The organism is Thiovibrio frasassiensis, assembly GCF_029607905.1.
GTDB classification, from domain to species: domain Bacteria; phylum Desulfobacterota; class Desulfobulbia; order Desulfobulbales; family Desulfurivibrionaceae; genus Thiovibrio; species Thiovibrio frasassiensis.
In genome coordinates, this window is the sequence record NZ_JAPHEH010000001.1 from 2,428,252 (window position 1) to 2,454,285 (window position 26,034).

The 26,034-nt window shown below is 56.8% G+C and carries 19 protein-coding genes; 11 read left to right on the forward strand and 8 right to left on the reverse strand.

The features are described from left to right. The first annotated feature begins 2 nt into the window (after positions 1–2). The 4 genes from OLX77_RS11405 to OLX77_RS11420 all read left to right on the forward strand — a co-directional run bounded on the left by OLX77_RS11405 (position 3) and on the right by OLX77_RS11420 (position 6,156). On the forward strand, positions 3–1,271 hold the full coding sequence (locus OLX77_RS11405) for a metallophosphoesterase family protein (RefSeq protein ID WP_307633728.1): 1,269 nt from the start codon (positions 3–5) through the stop codon (positions 1,269–1,271). Further along, positions 1,268–4,762 (forward strand): YhaN family protein, encoded by a 3,495-nt coding sequence (locus OLX77_RS11410; protein WP_307633729.1) that lies wholly within the window; start codon positions 1,268–1,270, stop codon positions 4,760–4,762. Before OLX77_RS11405 ends, OLX77_RS11410 begins: the two co-directional genes overlap by 4 nt. Before the next feature lie 146 nt (positions 4,763–4,908). After that, positions 4,909–5,526 (forward strand): tetratricopeptide repeat protein, encoded by a 618-nt coding sequence (locus tag OLX77_RS11415; RefSeq protein WP_307633730.1) that lies wholly within the window; start codon positions 4,909–4,911, stop codon positions 5,524–5,526. Between the two features lie 156 nt (positions 5,527–5,682). Then, positions 5,683–6,156, forward strand: a complete 474-nt coding sequence (locus OLX77_RS11420; protein WP_307633731.1) for a PilZ domain-containing protein — start codon at positions 5,683–5,685, stop codon at positions 6,154–6,156. Here the strand turns inward: OLX77_RS11420 and OLX77_RS11425 are convergent. Both OLX77_RS11425 and OLX77_RS11430 read right to left on the reverse strand, forming a co-directional pair. Continuing rightward, positions 6,118–6,459 (reverse strand): ArsR/SmtB family transcription factor, encoded by a 342-nt coding sequence (locus OLX77_RS11425; protein ID WP_307633732.1) that lies wholly within the window; start codon positions 6,457–6,459, stop codon positions 6,118–6,120. The genes OLX77_RS11420 and OLX77_RS11425 overlap by 39 nt on opposite strands. A 37-nt stretch (positions 6,460–6,496) precedes the next feature. Next, positions 6,497–10,225: an AsmA family protein gene (locus tag OLX77_RS11430; protein WP_307633733.1), complete on the reverse strand. Its 3,729-nt coding sequence runs from the start codon at positions 10,223–10,225 to the stop codon at positions 6,497–6,499. Positions 10,226–10,531: 306 nt separating this feature from the next. On the opposite strand from OLX77_RS11430, the gene OLX77_RS11435 reads away from it, so the two are divergent. Further along, complete coding sequence (locus OLX77_RS11435) at positions 10,532–11,500, forward strand: Gfo/Idh/MocA family protein (protein WP_307633734.1); 969 nt, start codon at positions 10,532–10,534, stop codon at positions 11,498–11,500. A 13-nt stretch (positions 11,501–11,513) separates the two neighbouring features. Further along, positions 11,514–12,683 carry a lipid-A-disaccharide synthase gene (lpxB, locus tag OLX77_RS11440; RefSeq protein WP_307633735.1) on the forward strand — a complete coding sequence of 390 codons (1,170 nt, stop codon included), beginning with the start codon at positions 11,514–11,516 and terminating at the stop codon, positions 12,681–12,683. A gap of 64 nt (positions 12,684–12,747) precedes the next feature. On the opposite strand, the gene OLX77_RS11445 is transcribed toward lpxB, so the two are convergent. Genes OLX77_RS11445 through OLX77_RS11460 form a run of 4 tightly spaced genes read right to left on the reverse strand, consistent with a single transcriptional unit; the run spans position 12,748 to position 16,533 of the window. Beyond that, positions 12,748–13,410: a response regulator gene (locus OLX77_RS11445; RefSeq protein WP_307633736.1), complete on the reverse strand. Its 663-nt coding sequence runs from the start codon at positions 13,408–13,410 to the stop codon at positions 12,748–12,750. Beyond that, positions 13,407–13,871 carry a response regulator gene (locus OLX77_RS11450; RefSeq protein ID WP_307633737.1) on the reverse strand — a complete coding sequence of 155 codons (465 nt, stop codon included), beginning with the start codon at positions 13,869–13,871 and terminating at the stop codon, positions 13,407–13,409. Before OLX77_RS11450 ends, OLX77_RS11445 begins: the two co-directional genes overlap by 4 nt. A gap of 17 nt (positions 13,872–13,888) precedes the next feature. Next, positions 13,889–15,595: a sensor histidine kinase gene (locus OLX77_RS11455; RefSeq protein WP_307633738.1), complete on the reverse strand. Its 1,707-nt coding sequence runs from the start codon at positions 15,593–15,595 to the stop codon at positions 13,889–13,891. Next, positions 15,592–16,533: an ABC transporter substrate-binding protein gene (locus OLX77_RS11460; protein WP_307633739.1), complete on the reverse strand. Its 942-nt coding sequence runs from the start codon at positions 16,531–16,533 to the stop codon at positions 15,592–15,594. Before OLX77_RS11460 ends, OLX77_RS11455 begins: the two co-directional genes overlap by 4 nt. A 236-nt stretch (positions 16,534–16,769) precedes the next feature. Between OLX77_RS11460 and OLX77_RS11465 the strand changes: the two genes are divergently transcribed. Further along, entirely contained in the window at positions 16,770–18,689 is a 1,920-nt protein-coding gene (locus OLX77_RS11465; protein WP_307633740.1) for a TonB-dependent receptor plug domain-containing protein, read from the forward strand. A 253-nt stretch (positions 18,690–18,942) separates the two neighbouring features. Further along, positions 18,943–20,271 carry a geopeptide radical SAM maturase gene (gene gptM / locus OLX77_RS11470; RefSeq protein ID WP_307633741.1) on the forward strand — a complete coding sequence of 443 codons (1,329 nt, stop codon included), beginning with the start codon at positions 18,943–18,945 and terminating at the stop codon, positions 20,269–20,271. On the opposite strand, the gene OLX77_RS11475 is transcribed toward gptM, so the two are convergent. Both OLX77_RS11475 and OLX77_RS11480 read right to left on the reverse strand, forming a co-directional pair. Next, positions 20,252–20,719 (reverse strand): tRNA (cytidine(34)-2'-O)-methyltransferase, encoded by a 468-nt coding sequence (locus OLX77_RS11475; RefSeq protein ID WP_307633742.1) that lies wholly within the window; start codon positions 20,717–20,719, stop codon positions 20,252–20,254. The two genes, gptM and OLX77_RS11475, sit on opposite strands and share 20 nt — an antisense overlap. A 1-nt stretch (position 20,720) precedes the next feature. Further along, positions 20,721–22,055 carry a M23 family metallopeptidase gene (locus OLX77_RS11480; RefSeq protein WP_307633743.1) on the reverse strand — a complete coding sequence of 445 codons (1,335 nt, stop codon included), beginning with the start codon at positions 22,053–22,055 and terminating at the stop codon, positions 20,721–20,723. Positions 22,056–22,476: 421 nt separating this feature from the next. On the opposite strand from OLX77_RS11480, the gene OLX77_RS11485 reads away from it, so the two are divergent. From OLX77_RS11485 to OLX77_RS11495, 3 genes are all read left to right on the forward strand, one after another. After that, on the forward strand, positions 22,477–23,793 hold the full coding sequence (locus OLX77_RS11485) for an aspartate kinase (RefSeq protein ID WP_307633744.1): 1,317 nt from the start codon (positions 22,477–22,479) through the stop codon (positions 23,791–23,793). A gap of 194 nt (positions 23,794–23,987) precedes the next feature. Beyond that, positions 23,988–25,580, forward strand: a complete 1,593-nt coding sequence (cimA, locus tag OLX77_RS11490; RefSeq protein ID WP_307633745.1) for a citramalate synthase — start codon at positions 23,988–23,990, stop codon at positions 25,578–25,580. Continuing rightward, a complete protein-coding gene (locus OLX77_RS11495) occupies positions 25,561–26,022 on the forward strand; it encodes a ComEA family DNA-binding protein (protein WP_307633746.1) in 462 nt (153 codons plus the stop codon). Before cimA ends, OLX77_RS11495 begins: the two co-directional genes overlap by 20 nt. The last annotated feature ends 12 nt before the right edge of the window (positions 26,023–26,034 follow it).

Genomic DNA, 26,034 nt, shown 5'->3' on the forward strand with positions numbered 1-26,034 from the left:
CCATGTTTACCTTTCTCCATGCCGCAGATATCCATCTCGACAGCCCCTTGCGCGGCCTGGAAGCTTACGCCGATGCGCCGGTGGAACAACTCCGCCAGGCAACGCGGAGGGCGTTCGACAACCTGATCGACCTGGCCATTGAGGAACGGGTCGCCTTTGTCCTTCTGGCAGGGGACCTCTACGACGGTGACTGGAAGGATTACAATACCGGGCTTTTCTTTATCAACCGGGTCTCCCGGCTGCGCAAGGCAAATATCCGGGTCTTCATGGTCTCGGGCAACCATGACGCGGCAAGCCAGATCACCAAGGCCCTGCAGCTGCCCGACAATGTCCACTTGTTTTCCACCAAACAACCCGGAACCGTGACCATCGAAGCACTCGGCGTTGCCTTGCATGGTCAGGGCTACCATGCCAGAGGGTTGGTCGAGAACATTGCCCGCAATTTTCCCCAACCCCTCCCGCATTACCTGAACATCGGCTTGCTCCATACCTCCCTCACCGGCCGACAGGGCCATGAACCGTATGCGCCCTGTTCCCTTGATGATCTTTTGGCCAAAGGCTATGATTATTGGGCCCTTGGCCACATCCATAAGCGGGAGGAGGTGGCCGACTCTCCCTGGATCGTTTTTCCCGGCAATATCCAAGGCAGACACATCCATGAGACCGGAGCCAAAGGGGCCACCCTGGTCCGGGTGGAGGAGGGGCGCATCGCCGCGGTGGAGCACCGTGAACTTGATGTCCTGCGCTGGTCCCTCTGTCAGGTCGATCTCACCAACTGCGCCACCAAGGATCTGGCCATCGAGGCGATCCGGCAGGGTATGGAGAGTGAAGAGGGGCGCGCCGATGGACGCCCCTTGGCTCTCCGCCTGCAATTGACAGGGGAAAGCCCGGTCCATGCTGAGTTGCACCGGGATGCTGTGCCCCTGACCGAGGAATTCCGTAGTCTTGCCGTAGGGCTCGGTGAGATATGGCTGGAAAAGGTGGAATTTGCCACCCGCCGACCCGTGGCTCTTTCCGGTGACCCCATGGGACTTGGCCCAGAAACTCCCTTGGCGGATCTGGTCCAGGCCGTCGATCGCTTTGCTTTTCAACCGGGTTCCATCAAGGAACAGATCCCGGAGATCGCGGAGATGCTCAACAAACTCCCCCCGGAGCTCCTCCATGAGGGCGGACTTATTGGTGATGATTCCTCGGAATGGGCTGCCTCCCTCCGCGAAGAGGTCAAGGAGATGCTCATCGCCAAGTTGCTCGGACAGGGGGGAGGCCGATGAGGATTTCCAGGCTCGAACTCAAGGCCTTTGCCCGGTTCAGCGATCACACCCTGGAACTGGGCCCCGGCCTGCACATCGTTTACGGCCCCAACGAGGCCGGGAAGAGCAGCACCCTCAGGGCGCTCAAGGCCTGGCTCTTCGGTTTCCCGGAGAGAACCCACGATAATTTCCGCCATGCCAACGACCAGTTATTGGTGGGCGGATGCCTCCGGGCCGAAGATGGCCGCGAGCTTGCCTTTTACCGGCGCAAAAAGAGAAAGGCGGATGTGCTTGACTGTGAAGGCAAGCCCCTTGAACCGGGAGCGCTTGCCGCTTTTTTACCCATAACCGAGCAGGCGGTTTTCGAGTCTCTCTATGGCCTGAGCCATGAGGATCTTGTCCGAGGCGGTGAGGATATCCTGGCCCAGAAGGGCGAAGTAGGTCAGGCCCTGTTTTCCGCGGGAACAGGGATCTCTTCCCTGCGCGGGGTTCTCGCCGGACTTGAAAGTGAGTCCGAACTCCTTTTTTTAGCCCGCGGAAAAAGGGAGATCAATGAGGCCCTGGCAGCTTACAAGGAAACGCAACGGATCGTGCGGGACAACTCCCTTTCCAGTCGGGATTGGCACGAACTCAATAATGGCTTGGCCGTGGCGCAGGAAGCCCTGCAAGCCATAGAAGAAAAAGGCAAAACAAAGGATCGCCGTCTGCGCCAGTTGGAGCGATTACGGCAGCTCTTCCCCCAGCTTGCTCTGCGGAAAGAAATCCAGCTTCACCTTGCTGAATTAGGGAAGGTGGAGGTGGTCCCGGATGATTTTCCCTCCCGACGTCAGGAGACGGAAAAGGCGCTCCATACCCTGATGCGCCGTGAAGCTGATCTTGCCGAAAAGCTCGCCCAACGGGAGAAAATGGACGTGATCTCCCCTTATCAAGCGGTGCTCGATGCGGAGGAGGCCATTGAAGATCTGCACCAACGGTTGGGCGGCTACAACAAGGCCAGGAAAGATCAACCCAACCTCGAAGGGATGCGGATCAGCTGCAAGAGAGAGGCGGCGGAGTTCTTGCGCATGGTGCGGCAAGATATCTCCCTGGAAGAGGCGGAGACCCTTCGGGCTGTTTCCGGCCGGAGAAAGATCATCAGTGATTTGGCCGCCCACCATAAAGGCTTGGAACAGGGGCTTGCTCAGACAGAAAAAGAGTTACGGGATATCCAACGGGAAATCGCAGTACTCGACGGAGAAATCGGTCGGCTGCCCCAAGAAAAAGATGGTTCCTCCTTGAGCCAGGCCTGCCGCCTTGCCCGTAAATACGGGGCAATCGACGCAGACCTGGCCGCCAGGGCGCGACTGGTCGAAGATAAAAAACGCAGCTGCCTTGCCGCCCTGGCTCGGCTTCCCCTCTGGTCCGGCGGGCTCGAAGATCTTTTAGCCCTGCGCTTGCCTCTGCCTGAAACGGTGCGCAAGTACGAGTCTGCCTTTCAGGTCCATGATGAACAACAGAGGGATATCCAAAAGGAAAGGGAACGGCTACGGACCAGGCTGGCAAAACTGCAGGGGGACATCCACCAGCACGAGGAATCAGGAAGCACCCCCTCGGAAGAAGAGCTTGTCATAATCCGGACTCAACGCGACCTGGGTTGGCAGCTTCTTCGCAGACAATGGCTCCGGGGGGAAGAGCTGGGAGGGGAAGATCTCGCCTTCGCTCAGGATCTGCCGCTGCCGGAGGCCTATGAAAAAAAGGTGGTTCTGGCGGATACGCTGGCGGATCGTCTCCGACATGAGGCAGACCGGGTCCAAGCATTTGCATCCCTGCGCACAGAGCAGCAGAGCCTGACCGAGGCTCTGGCCGAGTTGGAGAAAGAAGAGAGCCAGATCATTCTTGCCTTCACGGCCATTCATACGGAGTGGCAGACACTTTGGCTGCCCTGCTCCATTACCCCGCTCTCGCCAAAGGAGATGCTGGCCTGGCTTGTCGAAGCCGCAACCCTGAGGGAGAAAACTGAAGATCTTTTGGCCAACGAGCGCGAATTGGCACAAAAGTCCGCCGAACGCCAGGAGCTGTGCGCTACTTTGGCCAAGGAACTTGCGGCTCTTTCCGAAAAAATTCCTGCCGAAACGGACGAGCTTGAGCCCTTGCTCCTTCAGGGAGAGGCGGTCTTTGCACAGCTCACGGAGATCGTGGAAAAACGGCGCAAGCTTATAGAGAAAAAGGCAGATCTTCTAACGGATGCTGCTTTGGAAGAGAGCAAGCAGGCGGATTTCTCCCAAGAGCTCGAGTCCTGGCGCCGGGAATGGCAGGAGGTTGCTGCCGATCTTGGAGGCGACAGAAAAATACACCCCGCCGAGGCCGGAGATCTTCTGGAAAATCTGCGCAGCTGTTTTTCCAAGTTGAAAGAAGGTGAGGATCTGCGCCGGCGCATCGATGGTATTTCCCGGGATAACCAGCTCTTCGTGGAAGCTGCACTGACCTTGGCCAAAAGGCTTGCCCCCGCACACGTGAGCCAGTCGCCGGAAGAAATCGTGGCACAGCTTAAGGCGCTTCTTAAGCAAGCCCGCACCGACAAAACCCTGCGGGATGGGTATCTCAAAAAAGAAAAAAGCGAGAAAGAGGAAGCCCGCCTCCTGGCAGAAGAACGTAAAGCCCTGGAGCAACAGCTTGCAGAACTCTGCCGCCAAGCCGGAAGGGTTTTACCCGAAGAACTGGAGGCGGCGGAAAAACGCTCGGCCCAGTACCAGAGCCTTTCGAAACGCCTTGCCCAGACCGAGCGAATCCTGATCGAAGGGGCAGACGGCCTTCCCCTTGGTGAACTGGAGAGTCAAGCCGCGACAATCGACCCGGACGATCTTTCTGGCGAAATCAGCCGCCTGACCCAGGAAATCGAACAGGACCTGGCCCCGGAAAGCAAGCGCCTCGCCGAGCGCATCGGCGAAAAGAGAAATCAGCTCCGCCAGATGGACGGCAATGCCTCCGCCGCTGAAGCGGCGGAAGAGGGCGCCCGGATATTGGCCAAGCTCCGCCGGTTGACGGAGCGCTATATCGAACTCAAGGTGGCAGGGCATATCCTGAAAAGCGAGATCGAACGGTTTCGCCGCGAAAACCAGACCCCGGTGCTGGCCATCACCTCCCGCTATTTCAAGGAGCTTACCCTGGGCTCCTTTGCCGGATTGCAGACAGATGAAAATGATCAAGGAGAGCCGATACTGGTTGGCACAAGGGCAAACGGCGACAGGGTTTTAGTGGAACGGATGAGTACTGGCACCCGGGATCAACTGTTCCTTGCCCTGCGCCTGGCCTCTCTGGAGTGGCGCCTTGCCGGTCATGAGCCCATGCCTTTTATCCTCGATGATATTCTGGTCAACGCCGACGATGCCCGTTCCCGGGCAGCCCTGAAGATTCTTGGGGAGATGGCAGGCAAAACCCAGGTGATTCTCTTTACCCATCACCGGAGGATCGTTGATGAGGCACTCCAGCTTGCCGCAGGCAGCGGAATCCTGGTGCATGAGCTGGGCTCATGAGGACTCCATGCATTTCCCCGGAACTTTTATCCTCCCGCGCATGTCTGACAAGCGTGGCGCAATTCCGGCAAGTACCATTTCGTTGTCGATACCAGTTTGACCCTGTCGCATAATTCAACCCCACTCAAAAAAGGAGGCTTCGCGCCATGTCATCACAACCAGAGCAATCTCCGGCAACCACCTTCAGCAAAGAAAGTGTGCTTGTCATCGGCCTCTGCTGCCTGATCATCGGCTTTCTCTCCGGTATCGTCTTCAGTATTTACAAAACACCGGCAGGGGTCGCGGGAAACAAGGTTGCCGGTGAGCAAACGGAAGCGGTTTCCGGCAAACTCACCGCCGAACAGACCCAGCATCTGTTGCAGCTTGAGCTCGAGGTGCAACAGAACCCTAAAAATATCGAAGCCTGGACCAACCTCGGCCATCTCTATTTTGACTCGGATCAGGCGGAGAAGGCAATCACCGCCTACAACAAATCCCTGGCCCTGGCCCCGAATAATGCCGATGTCCTCACCGACCTCGGAGTTATGTACCGAAGGGCCGGCAATGCACAGCAGGCTGTCGCTTCCTTTGACCGGGCTCTCCAGGTAAACGCCAAACATGAAACAGCCCGGTTCAACAAGGGAATCGTCCTTCTGTATGACCTCAAGAATCAGCCGGCAGCCATTGCTGCCTGGCAGGAACTGGTAACCCTCAACCCAATGGCCACGGCGCCCAATGGTCAGCTGGTCAGTGAACTTATTAAGGAAATTCAGGAGAAAAAATAAGCAGAAAGGATTTTTTCCGGGAACCGTTGTTGGCACGCTGGAAAAAATTCTTTGACATCAACGTGTTACAAGAATATCGTATATAAAGTATTTCGGAGGAGGATAAACGGAAATATTAGGATATGGGGTGAGTTTCCCCCCCGGGGGGTCATCTGTATGGGCCAAGAAAATCGACGGGCGAGACGATTCAATCTCAGCATAGCGGTCACGCTTGTCCTGCATGACACGAAGCACAGGTTGGTTCTTGCCAACCCGGTGCGGGGCAAATTGATAGACATCTCGCTCTACGGAGCCCGTCTCTCCATTCCCCACATCCGAACCGGCAACAACCATCTCTTTTATGCCTGCAACGACGATCCGGCCAAGGTTATCCATCTTGAGGTCCTCGACAAGGAAGGGGAAGACTTGCTTGTTGTTCCTGCCCATCCAGTCTGGTTCGACCATGTCCTTGTCGATCCGGCCAGCAAACACTTCGAACTCGGGGTGGAATTTCTTGTCCCCCCGGAAGATCCCAACATAACGAGACTGCACGCATTTGTCGCCCTCCAGCCAGCCCCTCTACAAGGTGGCTGGCTGAAAAAGCTCCTCCAGCTAGGACAGACATTTTCGCAGATGGTCCACCTCCGGTAATCTCTGCCGTAACCCTTGCACCTCCGGAACCTTATCCAGCCACTGGTCAACAAGATCAAGCATGGTCCGGGCGTGTCCCTCGCACGCATCGTTCAGCCGGTAAATAATCCAGTTCCCCTCCTTGCGAAAAGAAACGAGCCCGACATCTTCAAGAATCCGCAGATGCTTGGACACTGTGGGCTGGGCCACCTCCAGCAGCGCAGTCAGCTCGCAGACACACAGCTCCCGCACCCCCAGCATGGTGATAATCTTAACCCGGTTTGGGTCGGAGAGCGCCTTCATCAGCCGAACAAATTCCTTCATGGCTATCCCATCTTAATAGAGAGCAGACCGCTCGTAACTATGGCTTCTTTTCCGGCTCCGTTGCCGCATCGGGCAAAATCGGCGAAAGAATATGAAAGGGCAGTAGCAATGTTCGTTTGACGATATTCAACAACCCCTCACCCACCGCACTGGGAGGCAGCAGGGTCACCTCGGGGTCGCTGGCCTTGCCGGTAACCCCGACCGGGATGGTGACAAGGGTCGCGGTTTCCCCGCCGATGACCCTGCCAACCAAGGGCACCTTGCTGACAATGGCGTCAAGGGTTTTAAACGGGGAGATCATGACCACGATATCCAGCTCAAAGGTGGCAAGATTCATCTTCCCCCTGGCAAAGAGATTCAATCCTTCTCCGCGCACCACCGCCTCATCGATAATCAGCTCGTTGTCTTTCACATGGGCCTTCAAAAGAAGATCCGTGTAAGGGAACCCCTTGGTGGATGCCTGGGACCCATCCCCCACCGGGTTGACACTAAAAAGATCCGTGATATTGACCACACTGAAGATCTTCGAAAGCAGCTTCATGCGCAGAATCCGCCCCTGGTGGGACTCAATCTGGAGATGTCCGTCCTGCCAGTTGTCCAACACCCCTTCCAGGCGACCGTTGAGGGAGAACTCTCCTTCAATGAGATCCTGGGGATAGCCCAGACAGGGCAGGACGACTTCAAAGCGCGGCGGGGTGGGGCAGGCGCTGTTCAAGGAAAAATGGCTCATGCCCAGCGCGGGGGTTGAAAACCACTCGCCGGTGGTGTCCAGACAGCAAAGGCGGCCATTACTAATGAGCGCGGACATCCTCCACTGGGGATGAATTCGGATTTCCCCCTTGAGCGGCTGCCAGACCAAAGTGGGGGAACCGCTCTCCCCGGCTTTCGGGCCGGAGCTGAACTTCTCCACGTCAAAGACCACGGTGCCGGTGATATTCCGGAGAGACTCCTGCCGAGGCTCTCCGGAAGCAGCGGTGGCCCCGTTGTCCTTCAGCCGTTTGAAGGTGTCCCGTAATTCCAGCAAGGTCTTCCTGGAAAGGGCGGGAGAGGTGAGATCAAGTTTTACGGCAAGCCCGTTGCCGACCCGCGAGACCAAACCATAGAGCTCCACGGACTCCTGCGCATTCAAGGCACAGGCCAACCGCCGCACCTTGAGGTCTTTGCCTGCCCCGGCGAGGCGAAGCTCCTGGATATCGACAAACCGTTCTTCCTGCTCTTCCAGGTACCAGCGCAGATCCTTAACCTCGATCTGGCCGGTACAGGCAACCTTGTTGGGGTCCCGGGGGAGATAAAGTTGAAAATCGCCGGCAATCTTGCCCCGCAGCAGATTTTTCCGATCCAACAGCTGATCAACCGTTTTCCTGGAGAGCTCCCCCTTCCAAGAGAAAAGAAAGATTTCCTTAGTGTTATCGAGAAAATCTACGTTGATCACGGCTTCTTCTTTCGCACCATAAACATGGGCCGACATCTTTAGCGGATCGTTTACGCTAAATTCCACGGCGAAATCGGCCTTGGCCGGGCTGAACAACACATTCTCCGGCCGGATCACTCCCTTGACAAGAGTTTTCTCTTCCTGCAAATCGACCTGCAAGGATTCCATGCGAAATGGCAGGTGCGGAAACAGGGCTGGGGAAACGAGCTGACGCTCCTTGAGCCATTGCCCAAAGCCTTGTCCGACCTTGCCTTGCAGGGATATTTTCCCGCGTAGCGCAGCAAAAGCCTTATGGGACAATGCGGCGGTCAGAGTGAAAGGGTCGCCAAAAACAGAACCGCTGGCTTCGGAAACCGTAATCTCCTTGTCAGACAGATGTCCCTTTCCTTGCTTGATCCGAATCGGTTCCGGGCAGGAAGGCGTTGTCACGGCAAGATTTTGCACCAGAACATCCGCGTCCGCTTTCCACAGCTTCGGCTCCGAAGCCTTGCCGGAAATGGTGGTATTGCGCAGTTCAATCCTGCCATCCGCCCGGGTGATATGTTCCTGCAAGGCGCCGGTGATTTCCTTGAAATAGGAAAGGTCTTCCTTTTCCAGCTCCTTGGCGGCGAGCACCGCGTCAAGCTGGGTGACCTCCAGGAAAATATCATCCGGGAAACGAACCTGCCCAGCGCTTTTTTTCACCACATGGGGGCCATAATCCCCCCGCACGTTCCGCCATTGCACCAACGGCGGGGCAATGGTCATTTCCCCGCCGTCAACGGCAAAATCCCAGGCCAAGGGAGCGTAACGCCCCTTGCCCTGCATGGAGGCAACTTCAAGGGCGACCTGGAAATCCCTGAGATGATCGCCGAGATGGAGATGTCCGCTCGCCCGACCCGATACCCCGCTGAATTTTGCCAATTCCTCCTGAAAGGGCTGGTGGTCGACAAGCCGCCGCAAAACCGCCGGAAGCTCGGCAAGATCTGCGTCGAGATCAACATCGAGCTTGAAAGTGAAATCATCATCCGGCAACCCCAGGATCAGGTGGCAATTCTTGCCCCGGCTGTTGCCCATCTCCCCTTGCTCGGCATCCACCACCAGCAGCCCTTTTTCAATACGGAGTTTGCCCTTGGTGTCGGTCAAGCGCAGCCCTCCTTCCGGGATCACGACCGTGGCGTCTTCAATACCCTCGGCGGTAAGGTGCATGTTGCGCACATATTCAAAATCAGCCGTGGTCCCTTTAAATTTGTACGTGGCTTTACCGGCTTTGCCGGACTGCACGATCTCCCCAAGCCTTCTGGCAACCTCATGCTCCCCCCACATACCGAGAACCGCAGCCCGGATCTTGGTCAGATCAAAATCCTCGCCCTTGAGATCGATCTGCCACACCGGCGCGGACTCCGGCGTGCTGCCGGCAGTACGCCGAACCGTTCCGGCGAGTTTCAACCCCGGATCACGCATTTCAAATTCATTGAGGGTCACGAGCAGGTTGTCTCCATCCTTAGCAAAAGAGAGATCAACGAAGCCGCAGTCCATCACAATTTTTTTATCCTTGGGAAAGGCAAGCAGGCAGGGGGCATCGCCAACGATTTTGCCCCGGATCTTTTCAACTCCGCGGCCCTCAAGGCTGCCCTTGAGATTGAGCGGGGAATCCTCGGGGATCAGGGCACCTTCAGCAAAGGAATGGAATATCTTGCGAAGATTGAAGTTGCGGCAGGAAAACTTCAAACGGTAGGAACCATCCTCCCGCAGATACTCTCCGGAGAAGGCCAAGTCCTCACCCTCCGCGGGTTTACCGGAAAGCTTGAACTCAACGGCGGCAAGACCGATACCCACGCTGCCGCTGAGTCCTTTCATGGTGAAATCCCTGCTGCGCAGAACAGGCCATTGACTGTTCGCGGCAACCTGCAAGGTCCCGTTGCGGATCACCACTTTCAACCCGGCAAGTTCAGGGTCGGGCGGCTCGGACAGGGTCGCGGGAAAGCGGCTCACCCGCATCTCGGGATTCGTCAGCACTATCTTGCCAATGCGGGCCTTGCCCCGGAATAAAGACAACCAGTCTGGATACACCTTGACCATGGGCGCCACCAGAGCACTATCCTCGCTGGTAAAACGGGTATTGCGGAGATTGAGATGCGGCAGGGGCAGCCAGGCCCACTCCAGACGTTCGGTCTGCAAGGTGCCATTCAGTTTGGCGTTTACCTGATTACTCATCTGCGCTTTAAGCGCGTCGAGATCGATAAGGTGCGGGAGCAGCAAGGCTGGGGTGATTACTCCCAAAAGGACAAAAACGGCGCAGGCAAGGAGGATCCTGCTTCTGAGGCGGAGATTGGTGATTTTGGGCAGATTCATAAAGTATCGAAGGCTGGGCCGCGAACGACCTGCGGAAGACTTAAACTCAAGGCGAACCGTGATACACGAAGAACAAAACGGTTCACAAAAACATCAAAGGGAATAGTAGCATAACTGAGCGCTCCTATAAATTGATTTCCTCGGATTTGCCCAACTTATCTTATACCCCTTACAATATAAGATTCATCAAGGAGCAACGCCTGGTTTTTACCTCCCTGGCGTTACGCCTTTCACCTTTTACCTTGTCAGTTCCGGCGCAATGGCGTAATTTCTCAGGAAATTCCAGACTACAGGCAGACAGAGCATATGACACAGACACGCATCGGGGTTATCGGCGTAGGGTATCTCGGCAAATTTCATGCCCAAAAATACATGGCAAACCCGGAGGTGGAGCTGGTGGGGGTGGCGGATGCCAATCCTGCCAGTGCTGCCGAGGTGGCTCAATTTTGCAACACCACCGCCTTTGCGGATTATCAGCAACTGCTCGACAAGGTCGATGCCGTGAGCGTGGTGGTGCCCACCAGCCTGCACCATGAGGTGGCAAGAAGATGTCTTCTCGCCGGCGTCGATGTGATGCTGGAAAAACCTATGACCACAACCCTGGCCGAGGCGGACGAGCTCATCGCCCTGGCCGATGAGAAGCAACGCATCCTCCAGGTCGGCCATATCGAGCGCTACAACCCGGCCCTCCTGGCCATGCAGAAACATCTGACCCAACCGCTCTTCATCGAGTCGCACCGGATCCATGTCTTCAAACCCCGGGGGTTGGATGTTAACGTGGTCCTCGATCTGATGATCCACGACATCGACATCATTCTCAGTCTGGTCAAATCCCCCATCGCCTCCATGCATGCGGTGGGCATGGAGGTTTTCACCCAGACCACCGATATTGCCAATGTTCGCTTGATCTTTGAAAACGGCTGCACCGCCAATCTCACGGTGAGTCGCGTTTCCCGGGAAAATATCCGACGGCTTCGCATCTTCCAACCCCATTCCTTCCTGGCAGTTGATTTCGGCAAAAAGGAAATCACCGTGATCAAGCCCAAAAAGGAGTTGGACGCAAACAACATGCCCCAGGAGGAGGTCATCTCTTCCTGCTATCTCCATCAGGATGCCCTGGAAATGGAGCTGACGGATTTTGTCAAGAATGTCCGCAACCGGACCCAGCCGATGGTCTCGGGCAGGGAAGGGCGCTTGGCCCTGGCCGTGGCCCAGGAGATCATGGCCAGGATCACGGAACATGTCGCCGCCCATCCCCAGCTCTTCAATGTCTGAGACAAACAAAAACATGCCGGCCCCAAACTCGCCCCGGATCATGATCGTTGCCGGCGAGGCCTCCGGCGACATGCACGGGGCCCGGCTCATCGCCGCCCTTAAGGAGCAGGCTCCCGGGGCGCAGATCTGCGGCATCGGCGGCCCGGAACTTATGCGCCAGGGCGTGGAAATTCTGTACGACGCCTCCCGGTTGGCCGTGGTGGGCATTGTCGAGGTCATCAGCCATTTCCGCTTCATCCGCGAGGCCATGCGCGCCCTTGAAAAACGGCTGCGGGAGCAGCCTCCCGACCTGTTGATCCTCATCGACTACCCCGACTTCAACCTGATCCTGGCCAAAAAAGCCAAGCGACTCGGCATCCCGGTGTTCTACTACATCAGCCCGCAGGTCTGGGCCTGGCGCTCCGGCAGGGTGAAAACCATTCAGGAACGGGTGAACCGGCTGGCCGTGATCCTCTCTTTTGAAAAGGATTTCTACCACACACATGGGATGGAGGTTGAGTATGTGGGACACCCTCTCATGGACACGGTGCGCACCGCCATGCCCCGGACGGAGTTTTTGCACTCCCTGGGCATTGCCCCGGAAAGTACGTTGATCGGCATTTTGCCCGGCAGCCGGAAACGGGAGATAGCCGGGATGCTCCCAATATTTTTGGCGGCGGCAAAACGGATGCAGGAACAGATGACGCCCAAACCGGTCTTTGTCCTGCCCCTGGCCCCTACCCTGAGCGAGGAGGATCTTCTGGCCAACGGCTTGGCGGATGCGGGGGTCGAGGTGCGGGTGGTGCGGGAGAACCGCTACGACCTTATGGGTGCCTGCAGCGCGGTGATGGCGGCCTCGGGCACGGTTTCCTTGGAGCTGGCCATCCTGGATGTGCCCATGGTCATTTCCTACCGGGTTTCGCCGCTCACCTATTTTTTGGGACGGCGGCTGATCAAGGTGCAATACGCCTCGTTGGTCAATCTGGTGGCCAACCGGGAGGTGGTGGAGGAGCTGCTGCAGGATGAGGCGGTGCCGGAAAAAATCGCCACCGCCACCATGCGTCTCATTGTGAACCAACCGGAACGCAGCCGCATGTTGGCGGGTTTGGCCGAGGTCCGGCAAAAATTGGGCGGGGAAGGAGCCTCGGCCCGGACCGCACGGTTGGCCTTGGACCTGGCTCGGACGGGGCAGAGGAGAACCTAAGAGGGAAAAGCATGCTCTTTTTCCCCTCCCGCATTGGAGTGGGAAAAGAACACACCCAAAGTTCTTATTCCCCCTTGCTCTTCAACTCCCCGAGCAGAAGCATATTTTCCGCTACCACCTTGTCGTAGCAGTGCGGACAGATGCCGTGGGTAAAGAGGATGTCGGAATGCTGGTGCAGATAGTCCTCCAGCCCGTGCCAGGCATTCTTGTCGTCCCGGATCTTTCGGCAATAGGAGCAGATGGGCAGCAGGCCCTGGAGATTTTTCAACTCCAGGGTCCGGGCCCGGACCAGCTCTTCCAGTTCGACGTTTTTTTTCTCCAGGGCTAAGAGCAGGACCAGGTTTTCCTCTTTGAGCTGATGCCGTTCCACCGCCTGGATGATGGCGATGCGCAGCTCTCCGCTGGTCCAGGGCTTGAGGATGTACCGGTACACCTGCCCCTGGTTGATGGCGGCCATCATATCCTCCGGCTCGGAATAGCCGGTGATCATAATCCGTTCCGCCTTGGGCGCCAGCTCACGGGCTTGGGCCAGTACCTCGGCTCCGGAAATCCCCGGCATCCGCTGGTCGGAAAGGATCAAGGCGAGGGTGCCTTCCCGGGCCATGATCTCCAAGGCCTCCTCCCCGGAACCGGCCAGCAGGATTTCATACTCATCCCCAAAGGTCTCCAGGAAGTTGCTCCGGTTTATCTCCTCGTCGTCGATGAACAGCAAGCGGGGCCGGTTCATCTTTTCTCTCCCTCCAGGCTCCGCATGCGCTCGGCCATCTGCTTTCTCCCCTGTTCCACAAACTGCTTGATCTCCTGGCCCAGGGCATAGGTGCCCACCGCGTTGCCGATGCTGAACCGCAATTGGTCTTCCTTCCAGGGCTTGACGAAATAGCGGTACACCTCCGCCTTGTTGATGGCCTCGATCAGCTCGTGGATCTCGGTGTAGGCGCTGATGATCATCCGGATGGTGTCCGGATACATCTCCCGGACCTCGGTCAGCAGTTCGATGCCGCTCATCCCCGGCATCCGTTGGTCGGAAACGACCAGGGCCATCTCCCCCTCCCGCGCAAGAAGGGCCATCGCCTCCTTGCCGGACCCGGCAAGGAAGATCTCAAACTCGTCACTCAAGGTCTCGCGGAAATTGACCAGATTGATCTCCTCGTCGTCCACATAGAGGACCCGTCCTTTCTTCCTACTCATATTCTCTCTCCTTCTCTTTATGATACGCTCGATTTTTGCCCTGCCGGCAGGATCACCTCGAACTCCGCCCCTTGTCCGGGTTCGCTGCGAACCAGAATCCTGCCTTGGTGTTTATTGATGATGCCGAAAGAGACGCTCAATCCCAATCCCGTCCCCTTGCCAACCTCCTTGGTGGTGAAAAAAGGATCGAAGATCCGCTCCTGGATATTTTTTGGAATGCCCACCCCCTTATCGGCAAATACCACATGCACCCCATCCTCGGAACAAAAGGTGCGGATCAGCAAGGAGCCCTTGTTCGACTGGGCATGGATTGCGTTAATGATCAGGTTCATGAACACCTGATTCAACTGCCCCTGGGATCCGGACACCATTGGGAGTTCCGGCGCAAACTCCCGCACCACCTCCATCCTGTGCCGGTACTCGGGCAGGGTTAGGGTCAGGGTGCTTTCCAGGCATTGATTGATGTCTATGGGATGGGCAAGATCCGTATCGGGCCGGGAAAAATTCTTGAGATCGGTGACGATTTTGCTGGTGCGCCGCGCCCCTTCCTGAACATTGCCCATGAGCAGGTTGATACTCTGCATCAACTCAGCCACCCGACCCGAATCGGGACAGCTCTGCTCCCCATGTCCTTCCAAAATCCCGCGCAGTTCCTCCAAGCGTTTTCCCAGGGGGGGCAGGGCACCGGTGATAAAATTGGTGGTGTTGTTCACCTCGTGAGCAACACCTGCTACCAGCTGTCCCACGGCGCTCATCTTCTCCGACTGCACCAATTGGGCCTGCGCCTCCTTGAGTTCATGGATGGCGGAAGTGAGTTCGGCGGTGCGGGCAGCCACCGTTTCCTCAAGCTTTTCGTTCATCTGGCCGATGGTGGCAAAGGCGAGGTCGAGCTTGTTCACCAGCTGTTTGAAGTTGCTTTCGAGCTGACCGAGTTCATCGCCGGCCTTTTCTTCTTCTTCCTCTTCTTCCTCTTCTTCTGTCTTCCCCAAACGGTGTTGCAGGGAAGCCACCAGGGTGCTCAAGGGGCTGACCACATCCCGCGCCAACTTGAGGGAGACAAACAGAGAGATGGGGAGAAAGGAGAGAAAGAGCAGCACCGCGTGGCGAATGATCCGCTCCATGCCCCTTTCGTACTGGAGCTGACTAAAAATAATCTGCACGCCGCCAAGATCGGTGGTCGCGCGCGCTTCCACCTTGCCCGTGTCGAAATAGAGGGAGGTCTTATCTTGGGACTGACCGGCGGCGATGACCTCTTTGCAGAACACAAAGTAGCGAGCCTGGCGCCACAGGGAATTGCGCCTCACCTCGCTACCCGTTCGGTGCTCCACCATGATTTTGGCAAGTCTCCCCATTTCCTCCGGCCGGATGACACCCTCTCCGTCTTGGGGGACAATCCTGGAAAAAATCAGGTTGGTGTCCTTGTCGTAGATAAAAACGGCGGCAACACCACTTGCAGCGAGGATAGCTTCCACCTTTTCATCGATCTGGTCCATATTCATGAAAAAAAGCGGGGTTTCCAGGTTGCGGGCCAGCATCGAGGAGACAAATTTCCCTTTGTTGTGCGTCTGATCCCGCAGGGTCTGTCTCTGGATCTGGCCAAAGAGCAAGATCAGAGCGCCGCCGCAGACAACCAGAACCAGTAAAAAGGTGAGAAACAGCTTCAACCGGTAACCCTGCGGCCGCCAAAACTTTCTGCCAATCCAATGCTGATCAAAGAGGGTCATCGTCCAGCCTCCGGGGAAAAGATGGCGTCGATACCCTTGGCGGAATAGGTAATGCCCAGCCGTTCAAGCACCGTAGGGTTGGCCACTACTCGAACTTTGCGGGGCGAGGTAGTAATAGGGACATCGCCCCCCAACCCATCGAGAAGGACTTGGGCGCCAAGCTCGGCCGCCTGGGCTCCCAAGTCGAGAGTGTCGAAGGTGACAGCCACAGCCGCACCCTGTGCCAGGTATTTTTCCGAAAAGCTGATGATGGGAATCCGGTTTTTCATGGAGAACTCCAGCAGGCCGGCAAACACCTGCGGCGCAGTGAGCAGGGAATCGGGTAGCAGCCAATAGGCATCTACCTTACCGGCCAGCTCCTGAAGTGCACCGGGCAGACTGGTCTGGCTGTCGAACTTCTTAAAGAGCAGGGTCTGGATCGAACCCACCGGCGAGAGCAACGCCTCCTGCACCCACTGGCCGGACTGGGACGGGTTGTACAAAACCCCGATGGAATGAACCTTGGGCAGCGCCTTGCTGATCGCGGCCAGCTGACGGGATGGCTGGATGCGCATATCGATGCCGAGAAAGTTTTTGGCCAGCCCTCTGGCCGAGGGAGCCAGCAAGTAGACCACCGGCACCTCCCGAAGATCCCTGGCAAACTCCAGGGCCTGATCGCCGATGGCCACGATCAGCCGGGCACTCTGCAGCTGATTTTTCAGGGCAAAACCATCGTTTGACGGTTGCTCGGAAAGAATAATCTGTGTTACGGTGCTGCCGCCGATGCTTTTCGGGCCCGAAACCGGACGCTGGGCAAGCCAGGTCTTTTCAAAACCCTGGCGGGCCTCCTCGTAGGGCTTGAGCGCTGAAGACTGGAGCAGAACGCAGTCCAGTGCCCAGGCCGGAGCGGACACGGCAAGAAGCAGCAGCAATGCTATGCAGAAAATGATTCTATTCACCGGCGATACGAGCCCTTAGGATAGGGGAGAAGCAAGCGGCCTGCGTCTTCTTCAGGTCGAGGCCGGGCCAAGGAGTTTCTACCGTCACCATGGTAGAGCCTTGCACGCTGTTCTGCAAGCAACAATCATGGTCTTGCGAGCGGTACCGGAGACCGGAGCAGTACCCCGGGGGGGGGATGACGCACATAAGAGCTTGTTATTGTGTGCTATTTGCAATTTTTCCTTGGGAGACCCACATGAAGTATCCGTATTTTTTCCGTAGCAGGCAACTTTCCGGAGGGATGCTCCTTTCCCTCGTCCTGGCACCGTGCCTGTGCCAGGCAGCAAGCGAACCCGCCGCAGCCCCCATGTCCATGTACTTCGACGATTCCCAGATGGTGGAGGTCGCTACCCGCGCGCCCAAGCCCCTGCGGCAGGTTGCCGAAAACGTTTCCATCATCACCGCCGAAGAGATCGAAGCCATGCATCCGCATTCGGTGGCCGAGATCCTCAGCCGTGAATCCGGGGTGTTTGTCCCTTTCAGCGGCCGCGAAATACTCGGCGATGAGCCCTTGTATCTGCTCGGCACCCAGAGGCAACAGGCATTGATGCTCCTGGACGGGGTCCGGATCAATCTCAACTCAAACGGCGTTGTCGTACCCAACTTTATTCCGGTGGGCATCATCAAGCGCATCGAGATCATCAAAGGCCCAGCTTCCTCGGTTTGGGGTTCGGCCCTTGGCGGGGTGGTGAATATCATCACCAAGGATGCGGGTAAATCCAGCATTCCGACAGGCACTGCAAGCATGAGCTACGGCGAGGCCAACACCCGGGAGCTGACTGCTGATCTGGCCGGTGGCAACGATAAGGTTGGCTATTATGCCTATGCCGGCAATGTCGATTCTGACGGTCTGAAGAATGACCGCTATTCCGAACGAAACGCAGTCTACGGCAAGATGCAGCTCAACCTACCTCATAGTTCTACCCTGGTAGCCAGCGGCGGCTACAGCGACCCTGCCTATAAGGCTCTTGAATGGTCGCCTTCCTGGAATACTGATCTCGATATTTATGACGATGTCAGCAACGATAATGTCTGGGGCACCCTTTACTTTGATCGCCCCTTTGCTGACCGGTTCAATCTGCATCTTGCCCTTCAGCGCTATGAAAATGATTTCACCAATGAACGTCGTTCCTTGGGCACAGGTGTGGGCGGGCCAAAAGGGGAAATGGTCTGGCTCGACAACTGGAAAGATATCAATACCAGCGTCAGCGGCGCCCTAAACTGGGCAGGAGAAAATGTTACCGCCAACCTCGGCGCGGAGACCAGCCGGAGCGAAATCGATTCCAAAACAACATTGGGGGTTTTATTGGGGCCCTCAACCACGATCAACGATCCGCTCAAGGAAGAGAGACGTGGGGTCTATGCCAATGCCACCTACGTGCTTGGCAAATTCTCCATCACCCCTGGCCTGCGATACGACTATCATTCCAACTCAAACGAGATTACCAGCCCCTCCCTTGGCGCCACCTATCAGGTGGCCGACGACACCCTGCTCCGCGCCTCGGTGGCCCGTGGCTTTTCCGCACCGTACCTGGTTATGGCAAAGGACTATCCCGGGCTGAAACCGGAGATCATCACGGCCTATCAGGCCGGGATCGAAACTTACCGCATCCCGTTTCTCACCTCTAAACTCACCGCCTTCTATTTCAATATCGACGATGCCTGGCAAACAACATCAAGTCCAAATACCAACGAGGGAAAGGTTCGCCGACACGGAATTGATCTCGACCTCCGAACCCAGGAATTCCACGGCCTGTCGCTACGCAGCAACTTCACCTATTCCACGGAAGACAGCATGGGCGACGGCTCGACAAATATTGAAGGCGACGAGACTTACACCGCAAACCTCATTTTTGGTTACCGACACAAGCCTTCCGGCATTCGGGCCGAGCTGGCCGGCAACTACATCTGGTACAATGCAAATATGCAGATGGACACCCACGACAGCGACGACATCCTCTGGGACGCCATACTCAGCAAGGATTTTTCCCTGCCTGCATGCCGTGGCGATCTTTTTCTCAAAGCGCACAATATCTTCAACGGCAACCAGATGTGGGATGTTGACTATCCCAACCCGGACCGCTGGGTGGAGGTTGGGGCGATGTTTAAATTTTAATAGAATACCCTTTGTGCCTGTGATATATTTGCCTTACCGCTTTTTTTATGAGGCGAACGAGACTTTTCAACAACGGAGGACACATGAAGAAGATCACGATTTTGGCTAAAGGGAAAGACAGCAAGACTGTTGCCGCAACCATGGCATGCTGTACCAGCGGGCCATCAGCCTCAAAATAGTCTTCAGCATCTTATCCGGAAAAAAGGAGGGCCTCGGCCCTCCTTTTTTTTTGCGATACCCCAAGGGGTCTGTCATGGAGCTCACGCCATATCTGGTTTCCTTTTCCCATCCGGATGTCCCTAGCCATGTGATGCTGTTCGCCACCAAAACCGGCGCCCTCATTGTCTTGCCGCAGGAGGATTTTGCCGACCTGCAACAGGGCAGGGTGGATAAGGAAAATATCGAGCCTCTCAGGGGAATGGGCTTTCTCGTTGAAAATATTGTCCAAGAACGCCAGGCAATATCCAGCTATCTGGACGAGATCAACCGACTCAACCCCAACCTGACCGTGGCGATCATCCTGGGTCTTGCTTGCAACTTTGCCTGCAGATACTGCTTTCAGGGCGAACAAAAGGGCAAAAAAGCCATGACCGATGAGACGGCAGAGCAGCTCGTCGCCTACATCAAAAAGCGTTTCACCCCGGGCAAGAAAAGACTCCAGCTCCAGCTTTACGGCGGCGAGCCGCTCCTCTACAGGCAACGCATCATCGGCCTGGCTGCACAGCTCAAGCCCTTTGTCGAATCCCGGGGCGGCGATCTTACCATCGACCTGGTTTCCAACGGCTCGCTCCTCACCCCGCAGGTGGTAGACGAATTGAACCGATGGGGGCTGGACGGGGTCAAAGTTACGTTGGACGGCCCTCCGGATAACCACAACCATTTTCGCCCCTTCAAAAACGGCGCACCGAGCTTCGAGACCATCGTCAACAATTTGGCCAAGGTCTGCACCAAAACCAAGATCCGATTAGGCGGCAACTATACCTCCGACAACTTTCGGAGCTTTCCGCCCATCCTCGATACCCTTGCCGCCCGCGGTATTACCCCGGGTCGGTTGGAACTGGTCAACTTCAATATCGTCATGCAAATCAACGATACCGTCGCCAACAATGACTACCATGGCGGCTGCTGCACCATCAACGAACCATGGTTGCAAGAGGCCTCCCTGCATATTCGGGAAGAGGTGTTCAAGCGGGGCTACCCCCTTGGCGAACTGGGTCCGGAACCCTGTGCAGTGGAAGTGGACGACGCCTTCAGCGTGAATTACGACGGCAGCCTGTACAAGTGCATAACCTTAGTCGGCCATGAACAGTTCAAAATCGGCGATATCTGGCAGGGGATAGACGAGGGATACCAAGCAACCCATCACCTGGGCCACTGGCAAAGGGAAGAAAAATGCCGGGAGTGCGAATACCTGCCGCTCTGCTTCGGAGGCTGCCGCTACATGGCCTACCAGCGGGACGGGAGCATGGCTAAGGTCGATTGCCGCAAGCCATTCTTCAAGACAACTCTGGAGAAGATGCTGATGCAGGATTTAAAATACCGTTACGGGACCGAGACCGCGCCTACAGATCCCGCTGCCTGATCGCCTCGTAGAGCACCACCGCAGCGGCCATGCCCAGGTTGATGCTGCGGATGTTGGGGTTGGACATGGGGATGGTGGCGCAACGTTCCCGGTAGAGAGCGATGATCTCCTCGGGCAGCCCCTTGGTTTCGCGGCCGAAGACCAGATAGTCACCGGGCTGGTAGGCTACCTCGGTGTAGGCTCGCTCCACCTTGGTGGTGAAGAAGTGCAACCGTAGCTCGTCCTGGGCTGCGAGAAATTCCTCGAAACTCTCCCAGTAGCGGATGTCGACAAACTTCCAGTAGTCAAGGCCGGCACGCTTCAGATGCTTGTCATCGGTGGAAAAGCCCAGGGGGCGAACCAGGTGCAGGATGGTGTCCGTGGCTCCGCACAGCCGGGAAATGCTCCCGGTGTTGGGGGGGATCTCCGGCTCGACCAGGACGATATGAAAAGGGGCAGGGGAGGGCAAGTTACAGCATGGAGATCGGGTTTTTCGAGGTCACCACCACGTTTTTCACCACCACAATCTTGGGATCATCAAGACTTTTGGCCAACTGGGTGAGCGACTGCAGGTCCTGACGGAAAAGCACCAACTGGGTTCCCGTCAGCTGGGAGCGCGGGCGAAACTTGACATTAAATGGGTTGGTGAAGACTCCGTTCTGCGCCATCCGGTAATCCAGATGGGGACCGGTGGAGATGCCGGTGGAACCGACATAGCCGATGATCTGCTTTTGATGCACCTTGGCCCCGGCCGTAATGTTCTTGGCGAAACCGGAAAGATGCCCGTAGTAGGTCTGGTTGCCGCCGCCATGCTCAAGGATGATCTGCTTGCCGTAGCCCCCTTTCCAGCCGGCAAATTTCACCCGACCATCGGAGGTGGCCATGATCGGAGTGCCCATGGGCGCTGCGAGGTCAACCCCCAAGTGGGGGCGGACAATATCCAGGACCGGATGGCGGCGGTTATAGGTGAAACCGGAAGAAACCCTGGCCATGGGCACGGGGGAGCGGATAAACGATTCGCCAAGCTCGTAGCCCCGGTGGTCGAAATACGCGGACTTGCCGTCCTGGTCAAAATAATACCCTTCGAGGGGACCGACTTCCTTGCTGTTGTAACGCGCCACCAGAATCTTGCCGTAGCCGACAAACTCGTTGCTTTTGTAATATTTCTCGACAACCAGCTCAAAGGTATCGCCAAACCGGGTCTCGGTGTTGAAATCGATCTTTGAGGCAAAGATGTCGGCAAAGGTGTAGACCAGTTTGGCATCTTCCTTAAAGGCGGCCAGCGCGGCAAAAAGGGAGGATTCGATCTTGCCCTGCAACTTCACGGTCCGGCAATCAAGCGAGACGTCGAGCTTCTTGGCCGCCAAGGAACCCTGGGGCGTGCGCTCGATGGCATGGACATCCAGCGGGCCTGACTCGTAGAGACATTTGACCAAAGTTCCGTCGTTGTCAAGGGTCAGGGTATAGCGATCATTGGGCTTCATCTCCCTGAAATCCATCACCCCGTCAAAGGCGGAGATCACCGACTGCCTGATATCTTCATCAACCCCGTTGGAACGGAAGGAGGAAGTGAGCGAATCCCCGGGTTGGATCTCACCGACAATCTCCCGGACATTGGGCAGGAATTCTTCCGTCTCAACAGTAACGGTAGAATTGGTCATGGAGCGCAACAGAGTGGATTCTCCATCCACGGCATAGAGAAAGAATGCCGTGATCAGGGCGAAGGAAACACCAACGGTGAGAAAATGGGAGGTATTCAGGAAAACGACCAGTTGTCTTTTGGTGTAGCCGAGGAAGCGGAACAAACCTCTAGAGAAGGCGGCGAGGCAGGTCGGAAATCTTCGAAACACAAACTCTGTGAACATCTTGTAAAGAAGGGAGAATCTGCTGATTTTATTAACCATAACTACGCTCTTCCATAGGGATTTCAGCGGACAAACATGCCTCCGCCTGGATGCCGACCGTGGATAAACTTCCTTTGTTTAGCAAGATCAGGCCACTATTACAAGTTTATTTTTCTTTTTTTTCACATAGATAGAGATCTTGCCCCCACCTTTTGGAAAAACCTGCGCCAAACAATTTGTTCGGTTGAAAAAATAATAAAATTGTTGCACACTGCGATTTCGGTTTTTCCCGGCATCGATAAACGGGATCCGGGTCCTCTCAACACGGGTCGGCTTCCCGCGGATTTTTCTTAACTTTACTTATCAGGAGCAGCAGGCAGCAATGGCGTTAATCGTGCAGAAATTTGGCGGGACCTCGGTGGCGAATCCGCAAAAAATCAAGGCGGTGGCCGAACGGGTCATGGGCTACAGCCGCAAGGGACACAGGATGGTTGTCGTCCTCTCGGCCATGGCCGGCGAGACCAACCGTTTTGTCGATCTGGCCAACCAGATGCAGGCCATCCCCGACCCCCGGGAAATGGACGTGCTCCTGGCCACCGGCGAGCAGGCGACCATCGCCCTTTTCGCCATGGCGGTCAAGGAGGCCGGGCTTGATGCCATCTCGCTTTTGGGCGATCAGGTGAAGATCACCACCGACCGGATGCACACCAAGGCCAGGATTCAGACCATCGATGCGGCGCTGATCAACCGCCACCTCGACGCGGGCAAGATCGTGGTGGTGGCCGGGTTTCAAGGGGTCACCGAAGACGGCGACCTGACCACCCTGGGTCGGGGCGGCTCCGATACCACGGCGGTTGCCTTGGCCGCGGCGCTGAAGGCGGACGAATGCGAAATCTACACCGATGTGGAAGGGGTGTACACCACCGATCCCAACGTCTGCAAGAATGCCCGCAAGATCGACCGCATCTCCTATGATGAAATGCTCGAACTGGCCAGTCTCGGTGCCAAGGTTCTGGACATCCGCTCGGTCGGTTTTGCCAAACGATATAAAGTTCCTGTCCATGTTCGTTCCACCTTCACGGAAACCGAAGGAACATGGGTGGTAGAGGAGGATAAAGAAATGGAATCGAATCCCGTATCCGGAGTTACCTGCAACAAAAACGAGGCCCGCATCACCATCAGCAAGGTGCCCGATGTGCCCGGCACCGCCTCGAAAATTTTCACCCCGATCACCAGCCAGGGGATCGTGGTGGACATGATCATCCAGAACACCCGGGAAGGTAAACTGACCGACATGACCTTTACGGTGCCGCGCACCGACTACAAGAAAACCATGCAGATCATGAAGAAGGTGGTGGCGGATATCGGGGCCGAAGGGGTGACCGGATCGGACAACATCGCCAAGGTTTCCATTGTCGGGGTCGGGATGCGCAACCACGCCGGCATTGCCTCCACCATGTTCAAGGTGCTCTCCGACGAGGGGATCAACATCTTGATGATCTCCACCTCGGAGATCAAGGTTTCCTGCGTCATCGAGGAAAAATACACGGAGCTGGCAATTAGGGCTCTGCATGACGCCTTCCACCTGGATAAGGGGCCTGCCAAGAAAAAGCCGGCCAAGAGTGCTGCCCCGGCGAAAGCCAAGGTCGCCCCTAAGGCCAAGGCGGCAACAAAGCCGAAAGCCAAAAGCAAAAAGTAAGAAACTATCCAATTTGATGCCGGGATTGAACGGAAACCACGGAATGTAACTGTTCAGCACTGCTGGAGATGCGCGTGTCAATTGTCGGCAGAAGTGCCGACAAAGAGGTCAGCGAAGTGTGCTATTGCACATGAGCTGGCCGATGACAACGCAGATGTGGTGCTGCTGGCAGTTACAAAAAGTAAGGAATGAGAATGGCTCAAAACGTCGCCATCTACGACACCACCCTGCGGGACGGAACCCAGGCCGAGAATTTCAATCTCTCGCTGGAGGACAAGCTGCGCATCACCCTCAAGTTCGACGAACTGGGGATCGACTTTGTCGAAGGCGGCTGGCCGGGCTCCAACCCCAAGGATGTGGAGTACTTCAAGGAGATCCGGAAGTACGAGCTCAAACATACCAAGGTGACGGCCTTTGGCTCAACCCGACTCTTTGCCAACCCGGCGGAGCAGGATGGCAACCTTAATGCCCTGATCGCCGCGAAAACCCCTGGGATCACCATCTTCGGCAAGACTTGGGACATCCATGTCCACGATGCCCTGCGCATCGAACTGGCGGACAACCTGCTGATCATCGAGGAATCGCTCAAGTATCTGCGGCCCCATGTTCAGTATCTTACCTACGATGCCGAGCATTTTTTCGACGGCTTCAAAGCCAACCCGGAATACGCTTATGCCACCTTGGATCGGGCCATCGCCGGCGGCGCCGACTGTCTGGCGCTTTGCGAGACCAACGGCGGCACCCTGCCCACCGAGCTTTCCGCGATCATCGATGCGGTGAAAGCACATCTGAAGGCGAAAAAATCCACGATCCAATTCGGCATCCATGCCCACAACGATTCCGAATGCGCCGTGGCCAACTCCCTGATCGCCGTTTCCATGGGCGCCACCCAGGTGCAGGGCACGGCCAACGGCTTCGGCGAGCGGTGCGGCAACGCCAACCTCACCTCGATCATGCCGGCCCTGGCCCTGAAGATGGGCTACGGTTTTACAGCCGCTCCCAACCTGCATCGGCTCACCGAGGTTTCCCACTTTGTTTCCGAACTGGCCAACCTCTCGCCCAACAAGTACCAGCCCTACGTGGGACAGTCGGCCTTTGCCCACAAGGGCGGGATCCATGTCAGCGCCGTGCAGCGCAACCCCCTGACCTACGAGCACATGGTGCCGGAAAAGGTCGGCAACGTCCGGCGGGTGCTGATCTCCGATCTTTCCGGCAAAAGCAACGTGCTGGTCAAGGCGAAGAAAATGGGCTTGGACCTGGACAGCAAGGATCCGGTGGTCAGCGCCATCGTCAAGGAGCTGAAGGACCTGGAAAATCAGGGCTTTCAGTACGAAGGGGCCGAGGCCTCCTTCGAGCTCCTCATGCGCCGCGCCATGGGAACCCCGAAGAAGTACTTCGACCTGCACGGTTTTCGGGTGATGAGTCAAAAGACCCCGGACGGGGTGCTCCAGGAAGAGGCCACCATCCGGCTGGCCGTGGGCGGAGAAGAGGTGCATACCGCTGCCCTTGGCAACGGGCCGGTCAACGCCCTGGACAAGTCGCTGCGCAAGGCCCTGACCCGCTTCTACCCCAATCTCAAGGAGATGGAGCTGCGGGATTACAAGGTGCGGGTCCTGGCCAGCGAGCACGGCACCGAGGCGAGGGTGCGGGTGCTGATCGAATCCCGCGATCAGGACTCCATGTGGGGCACGGTGGGGGTTTCACCGGACATCATCGAGGCAAGCTGGCAGGCGCTGGTGGACTCCATCACCTACAAGCTCATGAAGGATGAACAGAACAGAAAATGATCCCAAGCGAAAGGACCTGCGCCCAATGGTGCTGGTCCTTTTCGCCGTGGGAATCCTGAGCGTTACCGCGCTTCGCACCGGCTGGCTTGCCAACCGGTGCGAAGAACCAGCACCTGCGCCGCAAAGCCTTGCCTGGCGGACTGGTCCTGGCACCCCAGGTCTGTATCGGGTGGAAGCCCACTCCCCCTCAGGCGAGGAACCGCTCCCCACCGCACCAACCCCGGCCAGACTGGCCCCCCTGTTTTTCAAGCCCATCCCCATCAATCAAGCCGATGAAGAGCTGCTCACCACCATTTCCGGCATCGGGCCGGTCTTTGCCCGGAGAATCATTGCCTTTCGCAACCAGCAGGGGAGGATCAACGCCATAGAGGAACTGGATTCGGTGGAGGGGGTAGGGCCGGCCAAGTTGAAGATACTCAAGGCTAACCTGGTTGTTGATTAGTTGCCCCTTGGA